Genomic DNA, 21240 nt, shown 5'->3' with positions numbered 1-21240 from the left:
GTTAGCCTCCGGTTCCTGTAGCGGCGATATGAGGTTCGATCTGCCCGTGAGGTGCGCTGGTCAGCGTATCGATCCGGGCGATCAGGTTCAGGGCGTTGCCCAAAATTGCGGCTTCGGCGCTTGGTGTGATCGATTCATATGCGCGGGCATCGGCCAGCACTTCGATCGAGCTGAAGCAGTCGCTATTTTCCAGGCACGCAACACTGCGCCCTGTTGGGAAACCCTGTGATTTGACCTCGGGCAGAGGCATTCGAGAATTGGCAAGCAAATAATGCCCGCCAGAATGCGTGCGCAGCGAGATGCCAAACCCGGTATTCGGGTGTTCGCGATTCAGGGTTTTGAGTTCACCAAGAAAACTTTCGCGTGCAAGACCAATCGCGTCTTGCTCGGCAGATGCAGAGTTCATCATGTTGGTCACGGTAAAGACCCTTGTACTGGAGTTGAGCGAACGAACTGGTAAGACGCCCGAAGGCAAAAGACTCATTAACTCCTTTCCACCCATCAACTACTGGCAAGGCGGTCTTATTTTGACGCGAATAAGATTTTTTGGCGTTTGAATTGTGGCGCAAGTATGGCTGCGGACTTGCCCGGGCCCACTACTAAACTAAAAAGCGTATAAAAATATGAGCATATCAGCTGAAGTTCACAGCGAGCCGAATTTGATAACTGGCCCCCAAATGGGGTGTAACTATTTATTAAATTATAGTTTTACATACATGCGGTCAGCTCCATATTTGGCAAAATCTTGTCATGAGACAGAATCCATCGCCCAAACAAAGTGCGCTTTCGGGAAAGGCAACAACAACACGGCACAACGTGAGGGTGTTTAGATTTGGCAGGTTCATCAATGGTGAATTTTAACAGGACGCTAGGTTTCACATAGTCTTATTTTGGGTCTGCCTGGTCTACGAGATTTCTGTTTTAGGCGGCGTCAGGCAAAGCTTGGTCAGCTGCAAGCCCATTGGCCTTTCCGGTCGATGTGCTCGTGCGGTCTTTCATATGTTTTCGGGTCGTGAGGTGCCTCTAAGCAGAGGTTGGGTTTGTTCTGAAACGGGCATCAATATTCTTCGTGTAAACTACAATTTCCCTCTCGCACTCGTTCAAAAGCTTTGCTATTGAGCGGCATTCCGGCAGCAGCTGCTGGTCGTGCGGGTGTGGCGAAATTGGTAGACGCACCAGATTTAGGTTCTGGCGCCGCAAGGCGTGGGGGTTCAAGTCCCTCCACCCGCACCATAGTTCATTGTATTGCATTGATTATATTTTATAAATTTGACCCAATAGAGCAACTTTCCCGATTGCCCTGAGACCTTCGCACGAAAGAAGGCGCACTTCTGACAGCTTTTCGAGACATTTTGGGTTTCCGGTCCCGCAGTAAATATCGCAGAATGAAGATTATGTTAAAATAATGCGACATCCTTTGAATATCGTAGCTGCAATTCGATTTTAGGTGCTGGCTGCTGGACACAGTTGGTTCAGCCCGCGCTCATCATCGTCCAGCAAGTAGATTGTCGTGTTGAGACAATTATGGGCGGCAGAGTTGACCCCTATGAAATCATCCCCCATCCTGAGCTGATCCGGTCACCGGCATGTATTTTCGCCTGGTGGCCAATTTCTTTTGTTTTTGGCAAGGTTGCATCATGTCTGACGTATCGGAAAAGCAATATGTGCTTGATACTCATCGCCTGCGAAGCCCCAGCCAAACATTGGAAATCGTAACGCCCTATTTGCGTGAAATGGGCATTACTCGAATTGCGAACTTAACCGGCCTGGATCGTATCGGATTGCCCACGGTCATGGTTGCGCGCCCGAATTCCCGATCGGTTTCGGTGTCGCTCGGCAAGGGATTGTCAGTCCCGGCCGCGCAAGCGTCGGGGGTTATGGAAGCGATCGAAAGCTGGCACGCGGAACGGGTAACGGCGCCTCAACGTCTGGCACGATTTACCGATATAGCGCGCGATGCGCCGGTGGTGGATGTTGATAAGCTACCTCGGGTGACTGGTGGCCGATTTGATCCTGATGCGAACAGATTGTGGGTAGAGGGTCGGGATTTGAATTCCGCTTGCGCCCGTTGGGTTCCAATGGAGATGGTCGATACCGATTATACGTCTTTGCCGATGGGTCGGCAGGTTGCTTTTCCCAGAACGACAAACGGTTTGGCATCCGGCAACAACCTGTTTGAAGCCAGTTGCCATGCGATCTTTGAACTCATCGAACGCGATGCCACCACACTGTGGCAATTTCAGTCCGCGCCAGCACGGATCCACCCAGACACTATAGATGATGACAGGTGCAAGGACGCAATAAGCATGATTGAAGCGGCGGGCCTGACCCTGGGCATCTGGGACACCACCTCGGACATCGGAATCGCCTGTTTCCGCTGTACGATCTGCGAGCCGGACGGGCAGAACGGCCACATCGGTATCGGTGATGGCTGCCATCCAGATCGCGCCATTGCTTTGTTGCGGGCCCTGACCGAAGCGGCACAAACCCGCCTCACCTATATCTCTGGCGCGCGTGATGATCTGGACCCAGAAGAGTTTACTGACCAGGCGCAGACCGAAAGATGTGCCTATATTCGCAATCAGATTGACAGCTCGGACGCGACGCAGGATTTCTCGAATACTCCGACATATGCCACCGGATCATTCCAAGAGGATTTGAACTTGCTGACTACCCGCCTCGAAACCGTAGGTATTTTGCAGGTGATCACGGTCGATCTATCGCGCCCGGAATATGAGATCGCCGTTGTCCGAGCTGTCATACCGGGGCTTGAAGCGCCTCATGACGACCCCGATTATATCGCCGGGGAACGCGCGCAGCGTGTAATGGAAACATACGGATGAGTGTCGTTATTTTTGTGGGCCCGACGTTGACAGCCGATGCTGTGGCCCAATGCTTGGACCCTGTGATCTTGCCCCCGGTCCGGCAGGGGGACGTATATCGCGTGGCACGTGATCGTCCGCGTGCGATCGGGATAATAGACGGCTTTTTTGAGGGCGTCCCGTCGGTCTGGCATAAAGAGATTCTTTGGGCGATGGATCAGGGAATCCCCGTTTATGGCAGTGCCAGCATGGGTGCTTTGCGCGCGGCAGAGTTGGCTGATTTTGGTATGATCGGCGTGGGTCGAATCTTTGAGGATTTCTACAGCCGAACCCTGCAGGATGACGACGAAGTTGCGGTCCTGCACAGCCCGGCAGAATTGGGTTATTTGCCATTGAGCGAACCCATGGTCTCGGTCCGAGCAACGGTTGAGGAGGCGCATGATCTAGGCATGTTGGTCGCTGAACGTGCCGCAGAGGTTCTGCGGATTGCCAAAGGCATGAACTATCGTCAGCGCAGTTGGCCTAACATAATTGACGCGTTGAACGGGCTTTCTGATATCCAGAGTTTTGTGGACTGGCTGCCAAACGGCAAGGTTGATGCAAAAGCGCGTGATGCCATTGAGATGCTTGGGCGTATGGCCGAAGATCTGGCAAACGACCTTCCCTTCCCGGCGACGCAGCAACCGACCGAAGAAACGCTGATGTGGAAAGGGCTGCGTGCCCGAGTGGATGCCGATCAGAAGGCCGATCAGGCGGTTATCGACGAAGTCAGGCTGAACCCGGACATGTATACGCGGCTGCGTGAACGGGCCGCGCTGACTCTGCTGGCGCGGGAAGAGGCTGATCGGCGGGATGAAGAGCCTGACCGCCCTGCCCTGATGGCACAGATGGATGCGCACCGGCAAAAAGCCGGCCTGTCGCGCCGCGCCGCTTTGATGGCATGGCTGGACGAGAATGATCTGAGTGTCGAGGAATACGAGGCGATGCTGGCCGATGCCGCTCGGGTGCATGGCCACATTACCTCTCGGGCTTCGGTCCTTGAGTCATCGCTTTTGCGCGAGTTGCGCCGTGACGGGAGCTATGCCGAATTGCGGGATCGTGCCCATCGCAAGGCACAAAGGGGAGCTGAATCATTGACTGCCCGAGGCGGTCCCGCAAGCGGGCGCCTACCTATGGTTATGTGGTATTTTGAAACACAGCTTGACCAACCAGTGCCGGATGATCTTGAATCATATGCAGTTTCACTTGGATTGGCCGGGCGGGAAGCATTTTTTGATTTGATAGAAGCAGAGTATTTGTTTTGTCACGCGGATGCCGGATTAAATAGTACCGTTGACTAGCCGCCCCAAGGCGGATCCGAGGCGTGGCCTGAAAGGGGGGTATTGTGAACTTACCAGATCACCTTGATGAAGAAGAGCCTGGAACGCGATTTCTGCTGTATCCGCAATCCCCTTTTCTGGAAGAGGACCCACAGCTTGAGCTAGTCGAAATATCGGCCCCGCAGGGCAGTATCGGCCCTGGTCCATCGGGTCCGCGCATGTACACGGTTAACCCTGTCGGAAAGACTACACCCTATGGGGCCATCGTGCCCGGACCGGATGGTCCGGGAATGTATCTGCCGCCCTGGAACGGATATATCCATCCCCCGGCAATGCCTGATGAGTTCGGTAACTTTATCCATATTGGCCCGTCGGACCCGGCTTTTGAGGCAGCGCATCTGTTTGGCTCGGCGCATTTCACGATGGACGTCTGGCAGGGCTATTTTGACCGACCAATCCCATGGCATTTCGCCCGTGATTTTAACCGGCTCGAACTGTCGCTGCTGCCAAGCCTGGACAATGCGCATATCGGTTGGGGTTTCCTTGAAACCGGGGGCACCCATGAACACGGGGACGAATATCGCCCCTACAGCCTGAATTTCGACGTGGTCGCACATGAAATCGGCCACTCAATCATTTACAGCGTCGTGGGCATGCCCACCGACGGAGATGTCTCGGGTGAGTATTACGGGTTCCATGAATCCGCCGCCGATATGGTGGCGCTTCTGGCCTCTTTGCATTTTGGCTCGGTGGTAGAGGCGCTGTTGGAAAACACCAAAGGCAATCTCTACAGCTTCAATCGACTGAATCGCTTTGCCGAGCTTTCGGAAAATGCACAGATCAGAACGGCCGCAAACAACCGGTCACTATCGGAATTCGCTGCCGGATGGTCCAGTGAACATGCACTTTCCGAGCCACTGACAGGTGCAATGTTCGACATTTTGGTGGACATCTATCATGAGCGCCTGTTGGTTCATGGCCTTATCACACAGGCAGAGGAAGACCTGTCCGATCAGCTAGAGGATTCACCCGATTACAGCGCGGTCATGCAGGGTATTTTTGACAAGCGATATGCCGAAAACCCCGATGGATTCCGCGTAGCACTTCTTGAGGCGCGCGATTTCCTGGGCACCTATCTGGCCGACGCCTGGAGCATGTTGGACGCCGATATGCTCAGCTATTTCGGTGTCGAAAAGGCCATGCTGGCGGTGGATCAGGAAATTACCGGGGGTGCCTTCCGGCGGATCATCGAAGGAAACTTTCGGATGCGTGATATCGGGGTGGCAACTGCCGGTCCGCGGCTGCCGGACCCCGATGAAGACAGTCACGCACACTCCGTCCGCACGCAGGTTCCAGACTGATGACAGCAAAATTCTTTTTTTTTCGGCAGATTTATGGCATTTAGAGGCGGGGTGATTTTTGAGGAGACACCGATGCGGTCATCCTCGGGATTTAATCGAAGGGGGTTCGGGTGATGAACCCATATTTGGGAGATGAGTTTATGGCGGAATCCTTGCTCAGTTTTTCGGAAGTGTTGATTTACGGCAGAGTTATCGACGATTTGGATTACGACCCTGCGAAAAAGAAAAGCAGAGGAAAAGGCAACAACAAACATCTTGATGAGCAACTCGCGAATTCAGGAAATGACGAAGCCAAATTTGCCAAGATCTACGGGTTTGCCTATGAAGGCACCTACTACGACCTGCCCGAGCCGGTGATTTTCCTGGTTCACGGCGATGGTCAAGATGTCGCCAAAAAGGGCGAGCCACCAAACCAGGCCTCGCGCGCCCCCACGGATCCTTCGATTGGCGGTGTTGCGGCGGCGGACTATCAGGTCGCTGACGGTATCAAGTTCTGGAGCTATGATAAGTCCGATCAGACCATGCGCATGGATGTCATGACAGGCCAGTTCGAACAGGTTCTTCTAGACCTCTATTTTGGCTTTGACAGCCCTGCTATCAGCGGTGCAAAGGTCAGCGGTGCCAAAGTGAGTGGTGCCAAGGTCAGTGGCGCGAAAGTCAGCGGTGCCAAGGTCAGTGGCGCCAAGGTTAGCGGAGCCAAAGTACGCGGCGGCGACTGATCTTCGGACAAAGTCAGCAAAGAAGGCGCGGGATCTCGCGCCTTTTTCCGTTCTAAAATCCCGCTTTTTTCAGCCCTTCGACAAAGTGCTGCGTGTCGTCTTCCAGACGGTCGGGCAGCACCTTGGCCCAGCGTGACAAAGAAAAGTTCGGGTGTGCGGCGCGGTGCTTTTCAGCAATCATGCGTGCCATATCCATGTTGCCCAGCTGCGCATGGCTGGCGGCCAGCATCCGTTGACCCTCGGTTGGATTGTTCATCTTGTTGACGGTTTCGATAACATCTTCATAGCGCCTGAGATTGTAATAGGCGCCGCCGAGGTGCCAGAGATACTGATCCGGAAAGTACGGGTTCAGACGCATGGCCTGTTGCAGATGCGTGATGGCGGTCTCATTTTCCCCCGAATGTGCAAGCGCATCGGCGAAATCCGAATGCATATCCGCATCATTGGGGTTGAGAGCCAAAGCACGTTGGTAAGACTGTAGCGCCGCACTATGTTCCTTGCGATACAGATGGACAAATCCCAGCTCGCCAAATCCCCGCGCGTCTGTCGGGTCCAATTCGATCGACCGCTGTGCCAAAGACAGCGCCTGCTCGAATGCACTGCCTGGATCTTCGGTCCACGAGTATCGCCAATCCAGATTCAACGTTCGGGACAAGGCGGCGGCGGCACGGGCATAGTTGCCGTCCCTTTCCAGCGCAGATTGATAGAAATTCTGTGCCTTGCGGTTGTCGTTGCGCGTGTATTTGAAGATGTGCTGCTGCCCCTGCAGGACAGAGCCATATGCCTCCAGATCTGAAGGAACGGCCTGAACCATAACTTGGCGCTCATGGGATTCGATCATTACGGCCGTGGCCGCGACGATACATTCAGTCACCTCGTCCAGAATATCAAATATATCGTCAATGTTTCGATCAAACCGCTCACCCCAAATCGTGCGTTCAGTGTTTGCATCGACCAGTTCCGCAGTAATGCGGATTCGACTGGAAGAGCGACGCACACTGCCACGGGCGATATACCGGACATTCAGCTTTCTTGCGGCTTCCTTCGGTGGCATGGACTGCGCCCTGAAGAAGAATGATGAGTTTCGGGCGATGACGAAAAGGTTTCTGAATTTGGAAAGGTTCAGAATGATGTCGTCGGTCAGACCATCGGCAATCCAGCCGTCAGACTCATCCCCGCCGCTGATGCTGAACGGTAGCACAGCGACCGACGGAGTGTCCGGGCGTTCCAACAGATCGACAATAGCGTCGGGACGCATAGTGCCCGCCAAAGTAGCACCGGCAACCTCGCTGCGGACACAGTAGGTTGAAACCGGCGAAAGAATGTTCTTCAAATGCTGCGGACCAAGAAATTCGTACCCATACCGCAACCGGTTACAAACCTGATCATACACCGCAGAGCTGACATAGACCCGCTCGGGTTCCGCAATTTCTTGCAATCGCGCTGCAATGTTGACGTTGTCGCCATGAATTCCACGCTCATCTATCAGGATCTCTCCAAGATGGATGCCAACGCGAAACTTGATTTGCTGTTGATCTGATCCTGAATCGTTGTGCTGGGCAGAAATTTGGTGCAGCTCAACACCAAATTCGACCGCGCTGGTCGCTGTTTCAAACAGGGCCAGGATGCCGTCACCGCGCACTTCGACAACACGCCCCTGATAACGGGCGCATGCGGCTTCGATCTGCGATAGAAGTGTCTTCAAAGCGTTGTAGGTGTCGAGTTCGTTCTCACTCATCAGGCGAGAATAGCCGACGACATCTGCAAATAAGACTGCACCCAGCTTCTGAGTGATTGATGAATTCGGGTTAACTGTATTCACTGGCGGTACTCGATTCCTGAGTTCTGAACGAACCCTAACTTTTGTATAACAAAAAAAGATTTGAAACGATTGGTAATAACGTCTCTTAGTCCGACCCAGTCTCTTGCGGGGGCCAACACCAGCAATCCGAGGCATTATTGCCAAGCTTAACGATGGTTTCACCGCCCAATTCTTTTGCCAGTGAATTTCGGTTTTCGAACCAACCGCTGCTCAGCAACCCGACCACAACCATATCGTGAAATTGACCATCTGCAAACCAGGCCTGACGCATCGACCCCTCGATCTGGCACCCCAGTCTGGCAACCAGGTCTCTGCTGCTGACATTATCCGCCCTATAATACGACGTCAGCCGGTTCAGCCCCAGTTGCCGAAAGGCGAAATCGGCGACCAAAGCCGTCGCCCTGATACCAACTCCATGGCGGCGCACCGAATGATCGACGAACATCGCAACGACAGCATCGCGATTGATCGGCGATATCCCCTCGAGGCCGCTCATGCCGACCAGTTTTCCCGCCGAATTCTCAACAACGAACCAACACCTGCGGCCGATGGCTGAGCCGGTGAACATGTCGCTCCAGCTTTCCTCTGTCTGTGCAAGATTAAGAGGAATGCGGGACACGCGTTCGAATTTGGCTAAATCCTCTACATTTTGAAACCAGGGCAGAATTGTCTCAAGATCGGATTTTTCCAGGGGACGCAGGACATAGGTCTTGTTGCTGGGCTTTTTTTTCACCGGAATTTCAACCTTCAATAAACATCAAAAAATAACCCGTAGAGGATAGCATGAAAACGCCGCAAACAGAAAAGATGATTGTTGCAACCCAGTAAGACAAAAAAACCGGTCCGCCGATCGGGCGAACCGGTCCGTATTAAGCTGTCAGGCTCTTAGTCGTAAAGAACTGCCGCGATCTTCGGATCGTCAATGTTGGAAGCATCGTAATAGTAAAAGCCTGTGTCGATTAGGGCCGGGACTTCTTCGCCTTTCATCGCCGCGACGGCCGCCTTGACCGTTTCATAGCCGATACCAACCGGGTTCTGAGTAATTGCCCCGGTCATCAGACCACTTTTGATCGCGTCTTTTTGGGCTTTGCCGCTGTCATAGCCAATGATGACAAGGCCTTCGGTGCCCAATTCCTGAACCCCGTTCACGACACCAATGGCAGAGCCTTCATTGGTGCCGAAAATACCATCCAGATCGGGGTTTGCAGTGAGGATCGCTTTTGTCACCTCGGTTGATTTCAGATGGTCGCCCTGCCCGTACTGAACGGTGACAACTTCGATATCAGGGTATTTTTCCGCAATGCGGTTCACAAATCCATCGCGGCGGTCAATGCCAGTGCGGCTGGTTTGGTCGTGGGCTACCACTGCAACTTTGCCTTTTCCACCAATCTTTTCGGCCATTTTGTCAGCGGCAAGCCCCGCTGCAGCTAGGTTATCAGTTGTGGCAGTAGAAACAGGAATATCACTGTCGACTCCGCTGTCAAAAGCGATGATCGGGATACCCTTGTCATTTGCCTGCTTCAGCAACGGAATGGCGGCCTGACTGTCGAGTGCGGCAAAGCCGATAGCTTTGGGATTGTTTGCCAGTGCTGCGGCCAGCATGTCGATCTGACGGTCGACCATCGTTTCGTTGTCCGGTCCTTCGAATGTGATTGTGACGTCAAACTCTTCGGCTGCCTGTTCGGCGCCCTGCTTTACCGCCTGCCAGAATTGGTGCTGGAACCCTTTGGATACCAGCGGAATATAGATTTCTTCCGCCATGGCCATAGAGGCCGGAGCTGCGAGGGTGGCTGCGCTGAGCGCCCCCAGAACGAAACGACGTGTTAACATGATATTCTCCTCCAGTTGGTCGTTATCTTCTTTGGTCCTAAAAATTGTTCACCCGGTCTTTTTGCGCCGCGCCATGTCGGCATAGACGGCCAGAATGATGATCGCGCCAGTGACAACGGTCTGCCATTCCTGCGCGACAGACAGAACGCGCAGCCCATTGGTCAGGACAGCCATGATAAGCGCGCCGATGAGCGTTCCCAGGATCGTGCCGCGCCCGCCGGACAGAGAGGTTCCGCCAATGACCACAGCCGCGATGGCCTCAAGTTCGTATCCCAGCCCCAAAGCGGGTTGTGCCGAGTTCAGGCGCGAGGCGATCAGGATGCCGCCGATGCCGCAAATTCCCCCGGCCAGCGCGTAGATTCGCATCTTCCAGGCGTCGGTGTTGACACCCGACAAGCGGACCGCCTCTTCGTTCGATCCCAAAGCGAACGTATAGCGGCCCAGAACAGTGCGGCTGAGGATATAGGATGCTGCAATCGCGACCAAAAACAAGATCAGCACGCCGTTCGGGATAGGTACCGAGGGGACGATTTCTCCGATCAGAGACCCGCGCGAGATCTGATCGAAACCAGGCGTGTCATTGAAATAGATCGGTCGTGTGCCCGAGATAACCAGCGATAGACCCTTGAGGATCAGCATCATGCCCAGCGTCGCGATGAAGGGCGGGATTTTCATTTTGGCCACAAATGTGCCCGAACACAGACCACAAAACGCACCCGCTGCAATGGCTGCAGCAACACCCAAAAGCAGGGGCATGCCGAGATAAGTCAGGGCTACGCCCGCAATCACGGCGCAGAAGGTCATCAAAGTGCCAACCGACAGGTCGATTCCGCCCGTGATGATCACCAGAGTTGCGGCAACGGCCAGTACGCCGTTGACCGAAGTTGCCTGAAGAATGGCTATCATGTTCGAGGTCTGCATGAAGTTCGGCGATGCGATCGAAAAGCCGATCAACAGGGCGATGAGACTGGCAAAGGCCAGCAGCTTTTGATACGCGCCGCTTTCCGACAGGCCCGCCAGGGGCTTTTTCTTGTCTATATCCGTTGCTGTGGTCATATTGCTGTCCCTGTGACCTGCATCGCCGCCGTGCGTTGGGTGGCCAGATGCATGATGTCTTCCTGAGTGGTGTTGTTTCCGCCGGGTAGAATTCCGGTCAGCCGGCCTTCGCACATGACGGCGATTCGGTGGCTGAGGCGCATGATTTCCGGCAATTCGGATGAGATCACGATGATCGTCTTTCCCTGCGCGGCCAGTTCTTCGAGCAGTTTGTAGATTTCCGATTTTGCACCGACATCAATACCGCGCGTGGGTTCGTCAAAGATCAGGATGTCGCAATCTCGCAGAAGCCATTTTGCGATGACTACCTTTTGCTGATTGCCGCCGGACAACAGGCGCACCTCTTGCACATCCGAGGGTGTGCGAATGCCAAGCTGGGCGATATAGCCTTTGGCCGTAGTGCTGATTTCGCTATCGTTCAGAACACCGGTGGCACTGGTAAACCTATCCATCGAAGCCAGAGCGATATTGTCGCGGACGTTCATTCCCGTGGCGAGGCCGAAATGCTTGCGATCCTCGGACAGGTACCCGATCCCGGCCCGCACGGCATCCACAGGGGAACGGATGGGCACGATCTGCTCATGTACCCGGATTTCACCGCTATCGATAGTGTCAGCCCCAAAGATTGCCCGCGCAACTTCGGTCCGCCCTGCCCCCATCAGCCCAGCAAAGCCCAAGATTTCACCCTTCCGGACCGAAAAGCTGACATCTTTCAGATCCGTGCCCCGCGTCAGTCCTACGACTTCCAGAGAAACCTCGGCATCGCTCAGGTCCGGCACATCCAGAGGGTCTTCGGATACTTCGCGCCCAACCATCATCGCAATGATTTTGCTGATCGGCGTGTCACTGGCACCGACAGTGCCAACATATTCACCGTCGCGCATGACAGTCACACGGTCGGCGATTTGTTTCAGCTCGTCCATTTTGTGGCTGATATAGACAATCCCCACCCCTTCCGCCCTCAGGCGGCGGATGATGACGAACAGCTCGGCAATCTCGGCGTCGTTCAGGGCTGCGGTCGGTTCGTCCATGACCAGAACCTTGGAGCGATAGGACAGCGCCTTGGCAATTTCGACCATCTGCTGCTTGGCAATGGTCAACCCGCCGACCAGCGCTTTGGGATCAAGGTTCAGGTTCATCGCCCCGAAGATTTCAGCGGTTTGAGCGTTCAGCGCGGCCTCGTCCAGGCGACCAAAACGTTTCCGGGGCTCGCGTCCGATAAAGATGTTCTGCGCTACGGTCAGATCATTCATCAGACTCAGTTCCTGATGGATGATCCCGATCCCGAGGTTCTGAGCCTCACGCGGGGATGTGGGACTGGCTGATTTGCCTTGAATGGCCAAGTCGCCGCCATCGCGCTGATAGATCCCGGACAGGATTTTCATCAACGTACTCTTCCCCGCCCCGTTTTCCCCCATAAGCGCGTGGACTTCGCCCGAAAACAGATCGAACTGCACGGATTTCAGCGCGTGCACACCGGGGAAATACTTTTCGATCCCCTTCATTTCGACCAGTTTTTCCATCTCTCCCCCCATTTTGCCCCTACCTCTGACGAACCTGCCGCTACATCACAGCGCCGATTTGCCAGGGGACAAATTCAACGCCCCCAAAACCAAGCTCTTCGCTTTTTGTTTGATCGCCCGATGCGACACGGATCAACATTTCGAACAACTCTTCGCCCTTGGCCTCGATACTGACCCCGTCAGTGACGATGTCGCCGCAATTCAGATCCATGTCTTCGGACATGCGGGCGTACATTTCCGAATTCGTCGCCAGCTTGATGCAGGGCGTGGGTTGATATCCGGAGACCGACCCCCTGCCTGTGGTAAACACGATCAAATTGGCACCCGCCGCCACCTGACCAGTGACCGAGCAAGGATCGAACCCGGGACTGTCCATGAAGACAAAGCCCTTTTTGTCGATAATTTCGCCAAATCTGTAGACGTCGCGCATCGGGGCCGTGCCCCCCTTGGCCACCGCACCCAGAGACTTTTCAAGAATGGTCGTCAGGCCACCGCGCTTGTTTCCGGGGCTTGGATTGTTGTCCATCTCGCCGCCATTGCGCTTGGTGTAATCTTCCCACCAATGAATACGGTCGATCAGTTTTTCGCCGATTTCCGGCGTTTCTGCGCGCCGGGTCAAAAGATGCTCGGCGCCATAAATTTCAGAGGTTTCCGACAGGATTGTTGTTCCGCCATGGCGCACAAGCAGATCAGAGGCATATCCAAGCGCCGGATTGGCAGTGATGCCGGAATAACCATCCGAGCCTCCGCATTGCATCCCGACCGTAATCGCACTGATCCGAGCGGGCTTGCGCACCGCCTGATTGGCGAGCCGAGCGATCCCCTCCAGCTCGGCAAGCCCGCGCTCGATCGTGCGGCGCGTACCGCCTTCGTTTTGGATGGTCATATAGCGCAAGGCACCGTCCTCGCGGATGGGGCGGCCATCAACCAGACCGGCCACTTGCATGACCTCACATCCCAGCCCGATCAGCAGAATGCCGGCAAAGTTCGGGTGCTGGGCGTACCCGGCCAGGGTGCGCATCAACGTAGCATAGCCGTCATCCTTGGCCGACATACCGCAGCCCGTGCCATGCACGATGGGCACCACCCCGTCCACGTTGGGATATGGATCAAGCAACCCACGTTTTAAGGCCGCTTCGGCGATGAACCGGGCTACTGAACCCGAACAATTCACTGTCGTCAGAATTCCGATATAATTGCGCGTGCCAACCTTCCCATCGGACCGGTGATACCCAAGAAAACTCCGCTCTTCGTCGAAATGCGGCAAAGGGGTATTTGCGGTCGCATGGGCATAATCCTGCTGATGGGCCCCCATACCAAGATTGTGGACATGGACGTGATCTCCGGCTGCGATATCTGCCTTTGCCTGACCAATGATCTGACCATAGCGAATGACGTTTTCTCCGGCAGAAATTGGGGCAATAGCAATCTTGTGCCCACGCAGAACCTGATCCCGAAGCGGGACATTCAGCCCGGAAGGCTGCGTGTCGATCTTCAGATCTCGGAGTGCAATGACGATATTGTCGTCCGGGTTCAACCTGACTGTATCGCGCGCTGCGGGCTCAGAAGCCTTTATTTTCTGATCTGGTTGCATCATTTTCCTGTTTGCTGATCCCGACTGCTAATCGTCGGACACGCACTTGTCAACTAACATGTTAGTATGCTAGGTCACCAAATATGAATAAACCACAGGACATAAACGCTCTGCACCTGCGCGATATTTCTACGTCTGAGGGCTCGTTGTCTCAGCGCGTTTACCTCTCAATCAAGCATGCAATCCTGTCGCTGGACTTCGCGCCGGGCGACAACCTCAGGAAGGCGCCGATATGCGAACGCCTTGGCGTTTCGCGTGCGCCCGTGACCGAGGCGATTGCCCGACTTGCTTCCGAGGGTCTGGTGGATGTCGTGCCCCAATCCGGCACGCGTGTATCCTATTTCTCGATGTCCGAAATTCGCGAGGGCATGTTCCTGCGTGAAGCACTTGAACTTGCGACGGTCGCCAAAGTCGCGCGCGATTTGACCGAGGATCAGCGCAAGATACTGGGCCGCAACATGCGTCTGCAAGAGCTGCTGATCGAAGATGAAGATGTCCCCGGCTTTTACGAGGCGGATGAAGAATTCCACGGCCTGCTAATGAAATTCACAGGATTCAACAGGTTAAGCGACGTCGCGCAAACCGTTTCACTGCAAGTGACCAGAGCACGAATGCTGCTGCTGCCCACCCCGGGCCGGGTTGTGGAAACGCTGACCGAACACCGTACCATTTTCAACGCGATTCTTGAGAGAGATGAAAAAGCTGCACAGGACGCCATGCGACGTCATCTGGGGCAGTTGATGCCTCGGATTCAACGCTTGCAGCAGGAACAGTCCCACCTTTTCACGGACTCCCCTCATCCAATACGCGAGGCAGGATGACAGTTACCGCAACAGAGCTTCTAAATGGCCGCACGGCGCGACCCGTTCCGCTGACCAGGATGGGTTTTGGTGGCGCGCCTTTGGGGAATCTCTATCGCAAAGTATCAGATGAGGATGCGCAGGCTGCGCTGCAGGCAGCCTTTGATTTGGGCATCCGATTTTTTGACACCGCACCGCAATATGGGCTGGGCCGCTCCGAGCAACGATTTGGCCAGGCTATTGCCCGGTTCGGACGCGAAGAGATTCAACTTTCGACCAAGATCGGGCGTCTGCTGCTGGATTGCGCACCGCATCAGGTCACACCCGAAGCCTTTGTTGATGTGCCGCAGAAACGTATCGTTTTCGACTATACCTATGACGGGGTCATGCGATCCTACGACGCCAGCCGCGACCGGTTGGGTGTCTCATGCGCCGATATCCTGCTTGTGCATGACGTCTGTGCGTTCAGTCAGGGCAGTCAGGAGGCATCTGATGCCAAGATCCGGGAACTGTTCGATGGCGGCGGATACAAAGCTCTGGTCGAACTTCGTGAAGCCGGTGAAATCTCCGCCATTGGAGCCGGTGTAAATGAATGGCAGGTCTGCGAAAGATTATTGGGCTTGGGCGACTTTGACGGGTTTCTTCTGGCAGGCCGTTATACCCTCTTGGAACAAGACGCTTTAGACAGCTTTCTACCCCTTTGCGAAAAGCGGGACGTGGGCATAATTCTTGGCGGGCCGTACAACTCGGGTATCCTCGCAACCGGCGCTGTTTCCGGTGCGAAATACAATTATGCTGATGCACCCGAAGACATCCTTGCCCGAGTTCGCCAGATCGAGGCTGTCTGCTCAGCCCATGATACACCACTGATCGCTGCTGCCTTGCAATTTGTCCTTGGCCATCCCTGCGTCAAAACCGTTGTCCCCGGCGCGGTGAATGCGGCCGAGGTGCAGGCCAATGCGGCCCTGCTCGAACGTCAAATCCCCGCTGCGCTTTGGTCTGATCTGTGTTCGGAAGGATTGATCCGTTCCGACGCCCCCCTTCCCGGAGAGACTGCCTATGCTGCGTAATATTGATCCCATCCTGTCGCCTGACCTGTTGTACACCCTGCGCGCTATGGGGCATGGCGATGAAATCGTGATTGCGGATGCGAATTTCCCCGGCTCCAGCTCTGGGCCGGGCTGCATACGTGCCGACGGGTCAAGCGCCAGCGAAATCCTAAGAGCTATTTTGTCTGTCATGCCGTTGGACACATTTGTGCCTGACCCGGCCCTGACCATGCAGGTTGTTGGCGATCCGGATGCTATACCTGAGGCCATCGCCGATTTTCAAACCATTATCAGCGAAATAGCGGACCACCCGGCCACGATACAGGGCCTTGAACGTTTCGCCTTTTACGACCGGGCGGCCACAGCTTTTGCGATCGTGCAAACCGGCGAACGTCGGCTGTATGGCAACATCATCCTGAAAAAGGGTGTTCTTGGATGAAGATCGACGCCCATCAGCATTTTTGGACATTGGCGCGCGAAGACTATGGCTGGCTGACACCGGATTTGGGGCCGATTTACGCGGATTTCGCGCCCGCGGATCTGGCCCCATTGCTGAAAGGAGCGGGAATTGACGGTACGGTCTTGGTACAGGCTGCGCCGACAGCTGCTGAGACCGAGTATCTGCTGTCACTCGCCGAGCAGGCCCCGTTCATAAAAGGCGTTGTCGGATGGGTTGATTTTGAGGCCGCCGACGCACCGGAACAAATCGCACGACTGGCTGCCCACCCGGTCTTTGTCGGTTTGCGCCCCATGGTTCAGGACATTCCCGACCCATTATGGATGCTCAAGGATGGGCTGACACCGGCTTTTGACTCTCTGCAACAGTCAAACCTTACCTTTGATGCGCTAACCCTGCCGCGACATCTGGGGCCGCTTCAACAGCTGCTGGAACGGCACCCACATATGTGCACGGTAATTGATCACGGTGCCAAGCCCCTGATCCGGGAGGGAGTCATGGAGGACTGGCAAGAAGACATGTCGACATTGGCCCGAAATACAAATGCCTGGTGCAAACTTTCCGGGTTGGTGACCGAGGCCGGGGCGAATTGGACGGTAGAAGATTTGAAGCCCTATGTGGATCACCTGCTGAACACATTCGGGCCCTATCGCCTGATCTGGGGCAGCGACTGGCCGGTTTGCACATTAAACAGCAGTTATGAACGATGGCTCGAGGCGACCGATACGCTGTTAACCGGTCTGTCACCACACGAGCATCAGGCGATACGGGGCGGTAATGCTGCCCATGCCTATGATCTCAGGAACTAGATTGATCTTTCCGAGGCTGTATGCCGATGGGATTTTGCCGTCGTGGTTCCCAGAAGCTTGGATTTTAGAAGGAGAGTGAATTAGATATGACATCATCCGAAAACCTTGGCCGTCTGGCTGGAAAAACTGCTCTGATCACCGCCGCGGGACAGGGCATAGGGCGTGCAACAGCCGAATTGTTCGCCGCCGAAGGTGCACAGGTTTTTGCCAGCGACATTAATGATACCTCTCTGGCAGAGTTGCAAAATATCCAAGGCGTTACGTCGGTAAAACTTGACGTAACCGATGCGGCGGCAGTGCAGGACTTCGTCGCGGGCACGCCCCCGTTGGATGTTTTGTTCAACTGCGCAGGATATGTGGCTGGCGGGTCCATTCTGGAATGTGATGAACGTGACTGGGATTCCAGTTTTGAGCTGAACGTCAAATCGATGTACCGGCTGATCCAATGTGCCCTGCCAACAATGCTGGAACATGGTGGCGGGTCTATCATCAACATGTCTTCGGTCGCCTCTTCGTTGAAGGGCGTTCCAAACAGGTTTGCATACTGCGCCTCGAAAGCCGCCGTAATCGGACTGACGAAATCGATCGCAGCCGATTTCGTTACTCAAGGCATCCGGTGCAATGCGATCTGCCCCGGCACTGTCGACAGCCCCAGCTTGCACGACCGGTTGCGCGCAACTGGGGATTACGAGAAAGCAATGACTGATTTTATCGCGCGGCAACCCATGGGCCGCATCGGAACCGCAGATGAGATCGCGGAACTTGCGCTCTATCTGGCCAGCGATGCCAGCAAATACACAACCGGACAGCCCTTTGCCATTGATGGCGGCTGGACGATCTGAAGCAAATGAGGAATGTGAAATGAAATTGCTACGATACGGCTCAGCAGGCGCGGAAAAGCCGGGCATAGTTGATAAAGACGGCACTATCCGGGACCTGTCGGGGATCGTCGTCGACATTGCTGGGGAAGCGCTTAGCGATGAAACCCTCGCACGGCTGCGCGCGCTGGATCTTGAAACCCTGCCACCCGTCGATGCCGACAGCCGTATCGGCGCCTGTGTTGGACGTGTCGGCAAGTTCATCTGCATCGGTTTAAACTTTGCCGATCACGCGGCCGAAAGCGGCATGCACCTACCTGCTGAGCCGGTGGTCTTTTTCAAAGCGACATCCGCCATCATAGGCCCCGATGACACGGTTGAAATCCCCCGCGGGTCAGTCAAGACCGACTGGGAGGTGGAACTGGGCGTCGTCATCGGAAAAGAAGCAAAATACATCTCGGAGGATGAAGCACTGGCCCATGTGGCAGGATATTGTGTTATCAATGACCTGTCAGAACGGGATTTTCAGCTGCACCGTTCAGGTCAGTGGGTCAAAGGTAAATCCGCAGATACGTTCGGCCCAATCGGTCCCTGGCTGGTGACACGGGACGAAATCCCTGATCCCCAAGACCTGCCAATGTATCTTGAGGTGAACGGGCATCGGTATCAGGATGGCTCGACCAGAACGATGCATTTCAGTGTCACAGCGGTGATCTCGCACCTGTCGCAATTCATGTCACTGCAACCCGGCGACGTGATCTCGACCGGGACACCCCCCGGTGTGGGTCTGGGGCAAAATCCGCAGGTTTACCTCAAACCTGGAGACAAGATGGAACTGGGGATCGAAGGTCTGGGGGTTCAACGTCAGAACGTTATACAGGGATAGTCCCTGGGACCTATCAAGTGGTGCTCATCCAGTCATTCTGGGTGGGTTTCCTCGGACCAGGATCGCCGGAAATTATGCGGTGATATTCTGAATCGGTTCCGGAAATGCACAGAAAGCCTATCCGTACTGGAAAACCCGGATGCAAAGGCTATCTCAGAAACGCTCAGGTTTGTTTCATTCAACAGGGCAAAAGCACGGTCCAGCCTGAGTTCATTATAGAACCGTCCCGGCGACATGTTAGTGTGCTGCCTGAACAGCCGCTCCATATGCCGGCGGGACAGGGACGCCTGATCCGCTATTGCCTCGAGGCTAAGCTGCGTTTCAATATTCTCGCGCATGATTTGCACCGCTTCGATCAATTTGGCATTTCGCGTGCCCAAAAGCGCCGAAACCGGCGATACCTGTTTGCTGCCGCCTTCTCCCAGCCTTCTGTGCAGGCACATTTCCGAAACATTGTTCGCCAAGGCGTTGCCAAACAATTCCTCGATAACTTCAAGCATCATGTCAGTGCTGGCGTGCCCGCCCCCGCATGTTCTAAGTTTCCCGTCAATTTCATAGAGGTTCTGGGTCGGCTCCATTGTTGGGAAGTTCTCACAAAAGCCAGGCCGGTTTTCCCAATGGACGGTAAAGTTTCTGGTTCCGATCACGCCCGCCTTTGCTAAGGCAAATGCACCGGTACAAATCCCACCGAACTCACATCCATGCGCCTTTTGTCGCCGAATCCAGTTCAGGACATTTGTGTTGAAAGACCTCATCGGTTGCGTTCCGGAACACACAAAGACAAACGCTCCCTTCTCCAGGTCATGGACCGAGTGATCCGCCTGAACACGTATGCCGTTGGAACAGGTCACGGGTTCTCCGTCGGTGGAGAGCACGTACCATTCGAACAGCTGCTTTCTGGACAGTTGATTTGATATGCGCAGAGGCTCAATCGCGGCACTGAAAGCCAGCATCGTCGTGTTGGGTAAAAGCAGAAAATAGAAGGCCTTGGGCGGCCCGTCATAGGAAACGTCCACGGAAATTGCGCCTTTTGGCAAAAAGCGCGGATTATCCATACGATCCTCTTTCATGTTTAATCCTTATAGAACGTGACCATTTTTACTGTGGCAGCCGAGGCGGCTTGAAATCAATCAACACTTTATATTCATTAGTGAATGCAAGGCTCTTGGAAAATCGGTGTCTATTTTGTATTTTGGATACAAAATTACACCAGCAGAGACTGTAACAATGCCAAGAACCCGCGCAATTCCCAGGCAAAGTTTGCCCGATGTCATCACAAATGACCTGCGCGAGCGTATTCTAAGCGGTGAGATGGCAGAAGGTGAAGCCATCCGTCAAGAAGCCTTGGCAGAAGACTATGACGTGTCACGCATGCCCATACGAGAAGCGTTAAAACGGCTTGATGCAGAGGGTCTTGTGCAGCTGACCAACAATCGCGGCGCTGCGGTGACAAGACATTCGCTGTCAGAAATCGGTGAGATATTTGACCTCCGGATAATGTTGGAGGTCGATCTGTTCAGGCGTGCAATTCCACAGATGACCGAGGCAAATTTTGCCGAATGCGAAAGGTTTCTGGACGAAATGGAAACGTCCTACGAAGCCTATGATGTCGGGCGGTGGGGTGGTTTGAACTACGAATACCACAATGCGCTTTACGCTGCAGCAGACCGTGGGATCACCAATGATATACTACAACGGATCAATCTACAGTCCGATCGCTATGTCCGTATGCACCTGAGCGTTATGGAACAACGCGAGCCCGCAAAAAAGGACCATCGCCAACTGCTGACGCTGGCCGAGAATGGGCAAGTTGAGGAAGCCTGCGCGCTGTTGACCCAACATATTGGGCGCACAAAAGACCATTTGCTTGCGATGGTCACCGCAACGCGCAGTTCCGAGAGCTAACCTAACCCAGCGGATGCAGGCACGCAGCCTGATGGGTTGTTCCTTGCAGATCGGGTGGTGCCGCACGGCATTCGTCAGTTGCCAGCCAGCATCGCTGAGCAAAGGCACATCCTTTGGGGATATTCATCGGTGAGGGCAACTCACCTTCCAGCTTGATCCGTTCCTTACGCGCCTCGGGGTCGGCACGCGGTGTCGTCGACAACAACGCTTTGGAGTAAGGATGCCGGGGCGCCGCGAACAACTGTTCTTTCGGAGCTTTCTCGACTGCGCGTCCCAGATACATGACAATTACGTCATCAGCGAAATGCTTCACCACAGACAGGTCATGCGAGATGAACAGGTAGGCCAGGTTCAGACGCTCTTGCAGTTCAACCAGCAGGTTCAGGATTTGTGACTGGATCGAAACATCCAACGCCGATACCGGCTCATCCAAAACCAGAACCTTGGGGTTCAGCATCAGGGCTCGGGCA

The 21240-nt window shown here is 54.7% G+C and carries 20 protein-coding genes and 1 tRNA gene; 12 read left to right on the top strand and 9 right to left on the bottom strand.

What is annotated here, in order from left to right; all coding sequences use genetic code 11:
• Position 1: 1 nt before the first annotated feature.
• Positions 2 to 484, bottom strand: a complete 483-nt coding sequence (locus AC2FIZ_RS13340; RefSeq protein ID WP_246097206.1) for a hypothetical protein — start codon at positions 482 to 484, stop codon at positions 2 to 4.
• Positions 485 to 1148: 664 nt separating this feature from the next.
• Between AC2FIZ_RS13340 and AC2FIZ_RS13335 the strand changes: the two genes are divergently transcribed.
• From AC2FIZ_RS13335 to AC2FIZ_RS13315, 5 genes are all read left to right on the top strand, one after another.
• Positions 1149 to 1233 (top strand) — tRNA-Leu (locus AC2FIZ_RS13335).
• A gap of 404 nt (positions 1234 to 1637) precedes the next feature.
• The gene (locus AC2FIZ_RS13330) at positions 1638 to 2843 is read left to right on the top strand and encodes a YcaO-like family protein (protein WP_281995087.1); all 1206 of its coding nucleotides are present in this window, start codon (positions 1638 to 1640) and stop codon (positions 2841 to 2843) included.
• Positions 2840 to 4162 (top strand): TfuA-like protein, encoded by a 1323-nt coding sequence (locus AC2FIZ_RS13325; protein ID WP_281995088.1) that lies wholly within the window; start codon positions 2840 to 2842, stop codon positions 4160 to 4162. The genes AC2FIZ_RS13330 and AC2FIZ_RS13325 overlap by 4 nt, the downstream gene beginning before the upstream one ends.
• A 44-nt stretch (positions 4163 to 4206) precedes the next feature.
• Entirely contained in the window at positions 4207 to 5502 is a 1296-nt protein-coding gene (locus AC2FIZ_RS13320) for a gluzincin family metallopeptidase (RefSeq protein WP_281995089.1), read from the top strand.
• Between the two features lie 113 nt (positions 5503 to 5615).
• A complete protein-coding gene (locus AC2FIZ_RS13315; protein ID WP_281995090.1) occupies positions 5616 to 6221 on the top strand; it encodes a pentapeptide repeat-containing protein in 606 nt (201 codons plus the stop codon).
• 52 nt (positions 6222 to 6273) lie between these two features.
• On the opposite strand, the gene AC2FIZ_RS13310 is transcribed toward AC2FIZ_RS13315, so the two are convergent.
• The 6 genes from AC2FIZ_RS13310 to AC2FIZ_RS13285 form a co-directional block, all read right to left on the bottom strand.
• The gene (locus AC2FIZ_RS13310; RefSeq protein WP_281286267.1) at positions 6274 to 8043 is read right to left on the bottom strand and encodes an adenylate/guanylate cyclase domain-containing protein; all 1770 of its coding nucleotides are present in this window, start codon (positions 8041 to 8043) and stop codon (positions 6274 to 6276) included.
• 85 nt (positions 8044 to 8128) lie between these two features.
• The gene (locus AC2FIZ_RS13305; protein WP_281995091.1) at positions 8129 to 8776 is read right to left on the bottom strand and encodes a GNAT family N-acetyltransferase; all 648 of its coding nucleotides are present in this window, start codon (positions 8774 to 8776) and stop codon (positions 8129 to 8131) included.
• 152 nt (positions 8777 to 8928) lie between these two features.
• Complete coding sequence (locus tag AC2FIZ_RS13300; protein ID WP_142636294.1) at positions 8929 to 9873, bottom strand: ABC transporter substrate-binding protein; 945 nt, start codon at positions 9871 to 9873, stop codon at positions 8929 to 8931.
• A gap of 48 nt (positions 9874 to 9921) precedes the next feature.
• Complete coding sequence (locus AC2FIZ_RS13295) at positions 9922 to 10929, bottom strand: ABC transporter permease (protein ID WP_281995092.1); 1008 nt, start codon at positions 10927 to 10929, stop codon at positions 9922 to 9924.
• Complete coding sequence (locus AC2FIZ_RS13290) at positions 10926 to 12452, bottom strand: sugar ABC transporter ATP-binding protein (protein WP_496791141.1); 1527 nt, start codon at positions 12450 to 12452, stop codon at positions 10926 to 10928. Before AC2FIZ_RS13290 ends, AC2FIZ_RS13295 begins: the two co-directional genes overlap by 4 nt.
• 40 nt (positions 12453 to 12492) lie before the next feature.
• Positions 12493 to 14046 (bottom strand): UxaA family hydrolase, encoded by a 1554-nt coding sequence (locus tag AC2FIZ_RS13285; RefSeq protein WP_282021809.1) that lies wholly within the window; start codon positions 14044 to 14046, stop codon positions 12493 to 12495.
• 83 nt (positions 14047 to 14129) lie between these two features.
• Between AC2FIZ_RS13285 and AC2FIZ_RS13280 the strand changes: the two genes are divergently transcribed.
• The 6 genes from AC2FIZ_RS13280 to AC2FIZ_RS13255 all read left to right on the top strand — a co-directional run bounded on the left by AC2FIZ_RS13280 (position 14130) and on the right by AC2FIZ_RS13255 (position 18865).
• On the top strand, positions 14130 to 14867 hold the full coding sequence (locus tag AC2FIZ_RS13280; protein ID WP_282021760.1) for a GntR family transcriptional regulator: 738 nt from the start codon (positions 14130 to 14132) through the stop codon (positions 14865 to 14867).
• Positions 14864 to 15916, top strand: a complete 1053-nt coding sequence (locus tag AC2FIZ_RS13275) for an aldo/keto reductase (protein ID WP_281995094.1) — start codon at positions 14864 to 14866, stop codon at positions 15914 to 15916. Before AC2FIZ_RS13280 ends, AC2FIZ_RS13275 begins: the two co-directional genes overlap by 4 nt.
• Positions 15906 to 16334, top strand: a complete 429-nt coding sequence (locus AC2FIZ_RS13270; protein ID WP_142636301.1) for an RbsD/FucU family protein — start codon at positions 15906 to 15908, stop codon at positions 16332 to 16334. The genes AC2FIZ_RS13275 and AC2FIZ_RS13270 overlap by 11 nt, the downstream gene beginning before the upstream one ends.
• Complete coding sequence (locus AC2FIZ_RS13265; RefSeq protein ID WP_281972922.1) at positions 16331 to 17161, top strand: amidohydrolase family protein; 831 nt, start codon at positions 16331 to 16333, stop codon at positions 17159 to 17161. Before AC2FIZ_RS13270 ends, AC2FIZ_RS13265 begins: the two co-directional genes overlap by 4 nt.
• Before the next feature lie 86 nt (positions 17162 to 17247).
• Entirely contained in the window at positions 17248 to 18003 is a 756-nt protein-coding gene (locus AC2FIZ_RS13260; protein WP_142636305.1) for an SDR family oxidoreductase, read from the top strand.
• Between the two features lie 19 nt (positions 18004 to 18022).
• Positions 18023 to 18865: a fumarylacetoacetate hydrolase family protein gene (locus tag AC2FIZ_RS13255; protein WP_281995095.1), complete on the top strand. Its 843-nt coding sequence runs from the start codon at positions 18023 to 18025 to the stop codon at positions 18863 to 18865.
• A 32-nt stretch (positions 18866 to 18897) separates the two neighbouring features.
• On the opposite strand, the gene AC2FIZ_RS13250 is transcribed toward AC2FIZ_RS13255, so the two are convergent.
• Entirely contained in the window at positions 18898 to 19935 is a 1038-nt protein-coding gene (locus tag AC2FIZ_RS13250) for a GlxA family transcriptional regulator (protein ID WP_246097212.1), read from the bottom strand.
• Positions 19936 to 20092: 157 nt separating this feature from the next.
• Here AC2FIZ_RS13250 and AC2FIZ_RS13245 point away from each other — a divergent pair, with 157 nt between their 5' ends.
• Positions 20093 to 20770, top strand: a complete 678-nt coding sequence (locus tag AC2FIZ_RS13245) for a GntR family transcriptional regulator (RefSeq protein ID WP_142636309.1) — start codon at positions 20093 to 20095, stop codon at positions 20768 to 20770.
• 1 nt (position 20771) lies between these two features.
• Here AC2FIZ_RS13245 and AC2FIZ_RS13240 read toward each other — a convergent pair.
• On the bottom strand, positions 20772 to 21240 hold a 469-nt coding region (locus tag AC2FIZ_RS13240; protein ID WP_496791138.1), incomplete at its 5' end, for an oligopeptide/dipeptide ABC transporter ATP-binding protein.

The sequence above is a fragment of the Ruegeria sp. CDSB022 genome (genome assembly GCF_059611145.1).
This window is presented reverse-complemented; position numbering and strand designations above follow the sequence as displayed.

Excerpts from the sequence above, each read along its gene's own strand:
- AC2FIZ_RS13340 (WP_246097206.1), bottom strand. The coding sequence starts at position 484 with ATGAGTCTTTTGCCTTCGGGCGTCTTACCAGTTCGTTCGCTCAACTCC.
- AC2FIZ_RS13330 (WP_281995087.1), top strand. The coding sequence starts at position 1,638 with ATGTCTGACGTATCGGAAAAGCAATATGTGCTTGATACTCATCGCCTG.
- AC2FIZ_RS13325 (WP_281995088.1), top strand. The coding sequence starts at position 2,840 with ATGAGTGTCGTTATTTTTGTGGGCCCGACGTTGACAGCCGATGCTGTG.
- AC2FIZ_RS13315 (WP_281995090.1), top strand. The coding sequence starts at position 5,616 with ATGAACCCATATTTGGGAGATGAGTTTATGGCGGAATCCTTGCTCAGT.
- AC2FIZ_RS13300 (WP_142636294.1), bottom strand. The coding sequence starts at position 9,873 with ATGTTAACACGTCGTTTCGTTCTGGGGGCGCTCAGCGCAGCCACCCTC.
- AC2FIZ_RS13295 (WP_281995092.1), bottom strand. The coding sequence starts at position 10,929 with ATGACCACAGCAACGGATATAGACAAGAAAAAGCCCCTGGCGGGCCTG.
- AC2FIZ_RS13290 (WP_496791141.1), bottom strand. The coding sequence starts at position 12,452 with ATGGAAAAACTGGTCGAAATGAAGGGGATCGAAAAGTATTTCCCCGGT.
- AC2FIZ_RS13285 (WP_282021809.1), bottom strand. The coding sequence starts at position 14,046 with ATGCAACCAGATCAGAAAATAAAGGCTTCTGAGCCCGCAGCGCGCGAT.
- AC2FIZ_RS13280 (WP_282021760.1), top strand. The coding sequence starts at position 14,130 with ATGAATAAACCACAGGACATAAACGCTCTGCACCTGCGCGATATTTCT.
- AC2FIZ_RS13275 (WP_281995094.1), top strand. The coding sequence starts at position 14,864 with ATGACAGTTACCGCAACAGAGCTTCTAAATGGCCGCACGGCGCGACCC.
- AC2FIZ_RS13270 (WP_142636301.1), top strand. The coding sequence starts at position 15,906 with ATGCTGCGTAATATTGATCCCATCCTGTCGCCTGACCTGTTGTACACC.
- AC2FIZ_RS13265 (WP_281972922.1), top strand. The coding sequence starts at position 16,331 with ATGAAGATCGACGCCCATCAGCATTTTTGGACATTGGCGCGCGAAGAC.
- AC2FIZ_RS13260 (WP_142636305.1), top strand. The coding sequence starts at position 17,248 with ATGACATCATCCGAAAACCTTGGCCGTCTGGCTGGAAAAACTGCTCTG.
- AC2FIZ_RS13255 (WP_281995095.1), top strand. The coding sequence starts at position 18,023 with ATGAAATTGCTACGATACGGCTCAGCAGGCGCGGAAAAGCCGGGCATA.
- AC2FIZ_RS13250 (WP_246097212.1), bottom strand. The coding sequence starts at position 19,935 with ATGAAAGAGGATCGTATGGATAATCCGCGCTTTTTGCCAAAAGGCGCA.
- AC2FIZ_RS13245 (WP_142636309.1), top strand. The coding sequence starts at position 20,093 with ATGCCAAGAACCCGCGCAATTCCCAGGCAAAGTTTGCCCGATGTCATC.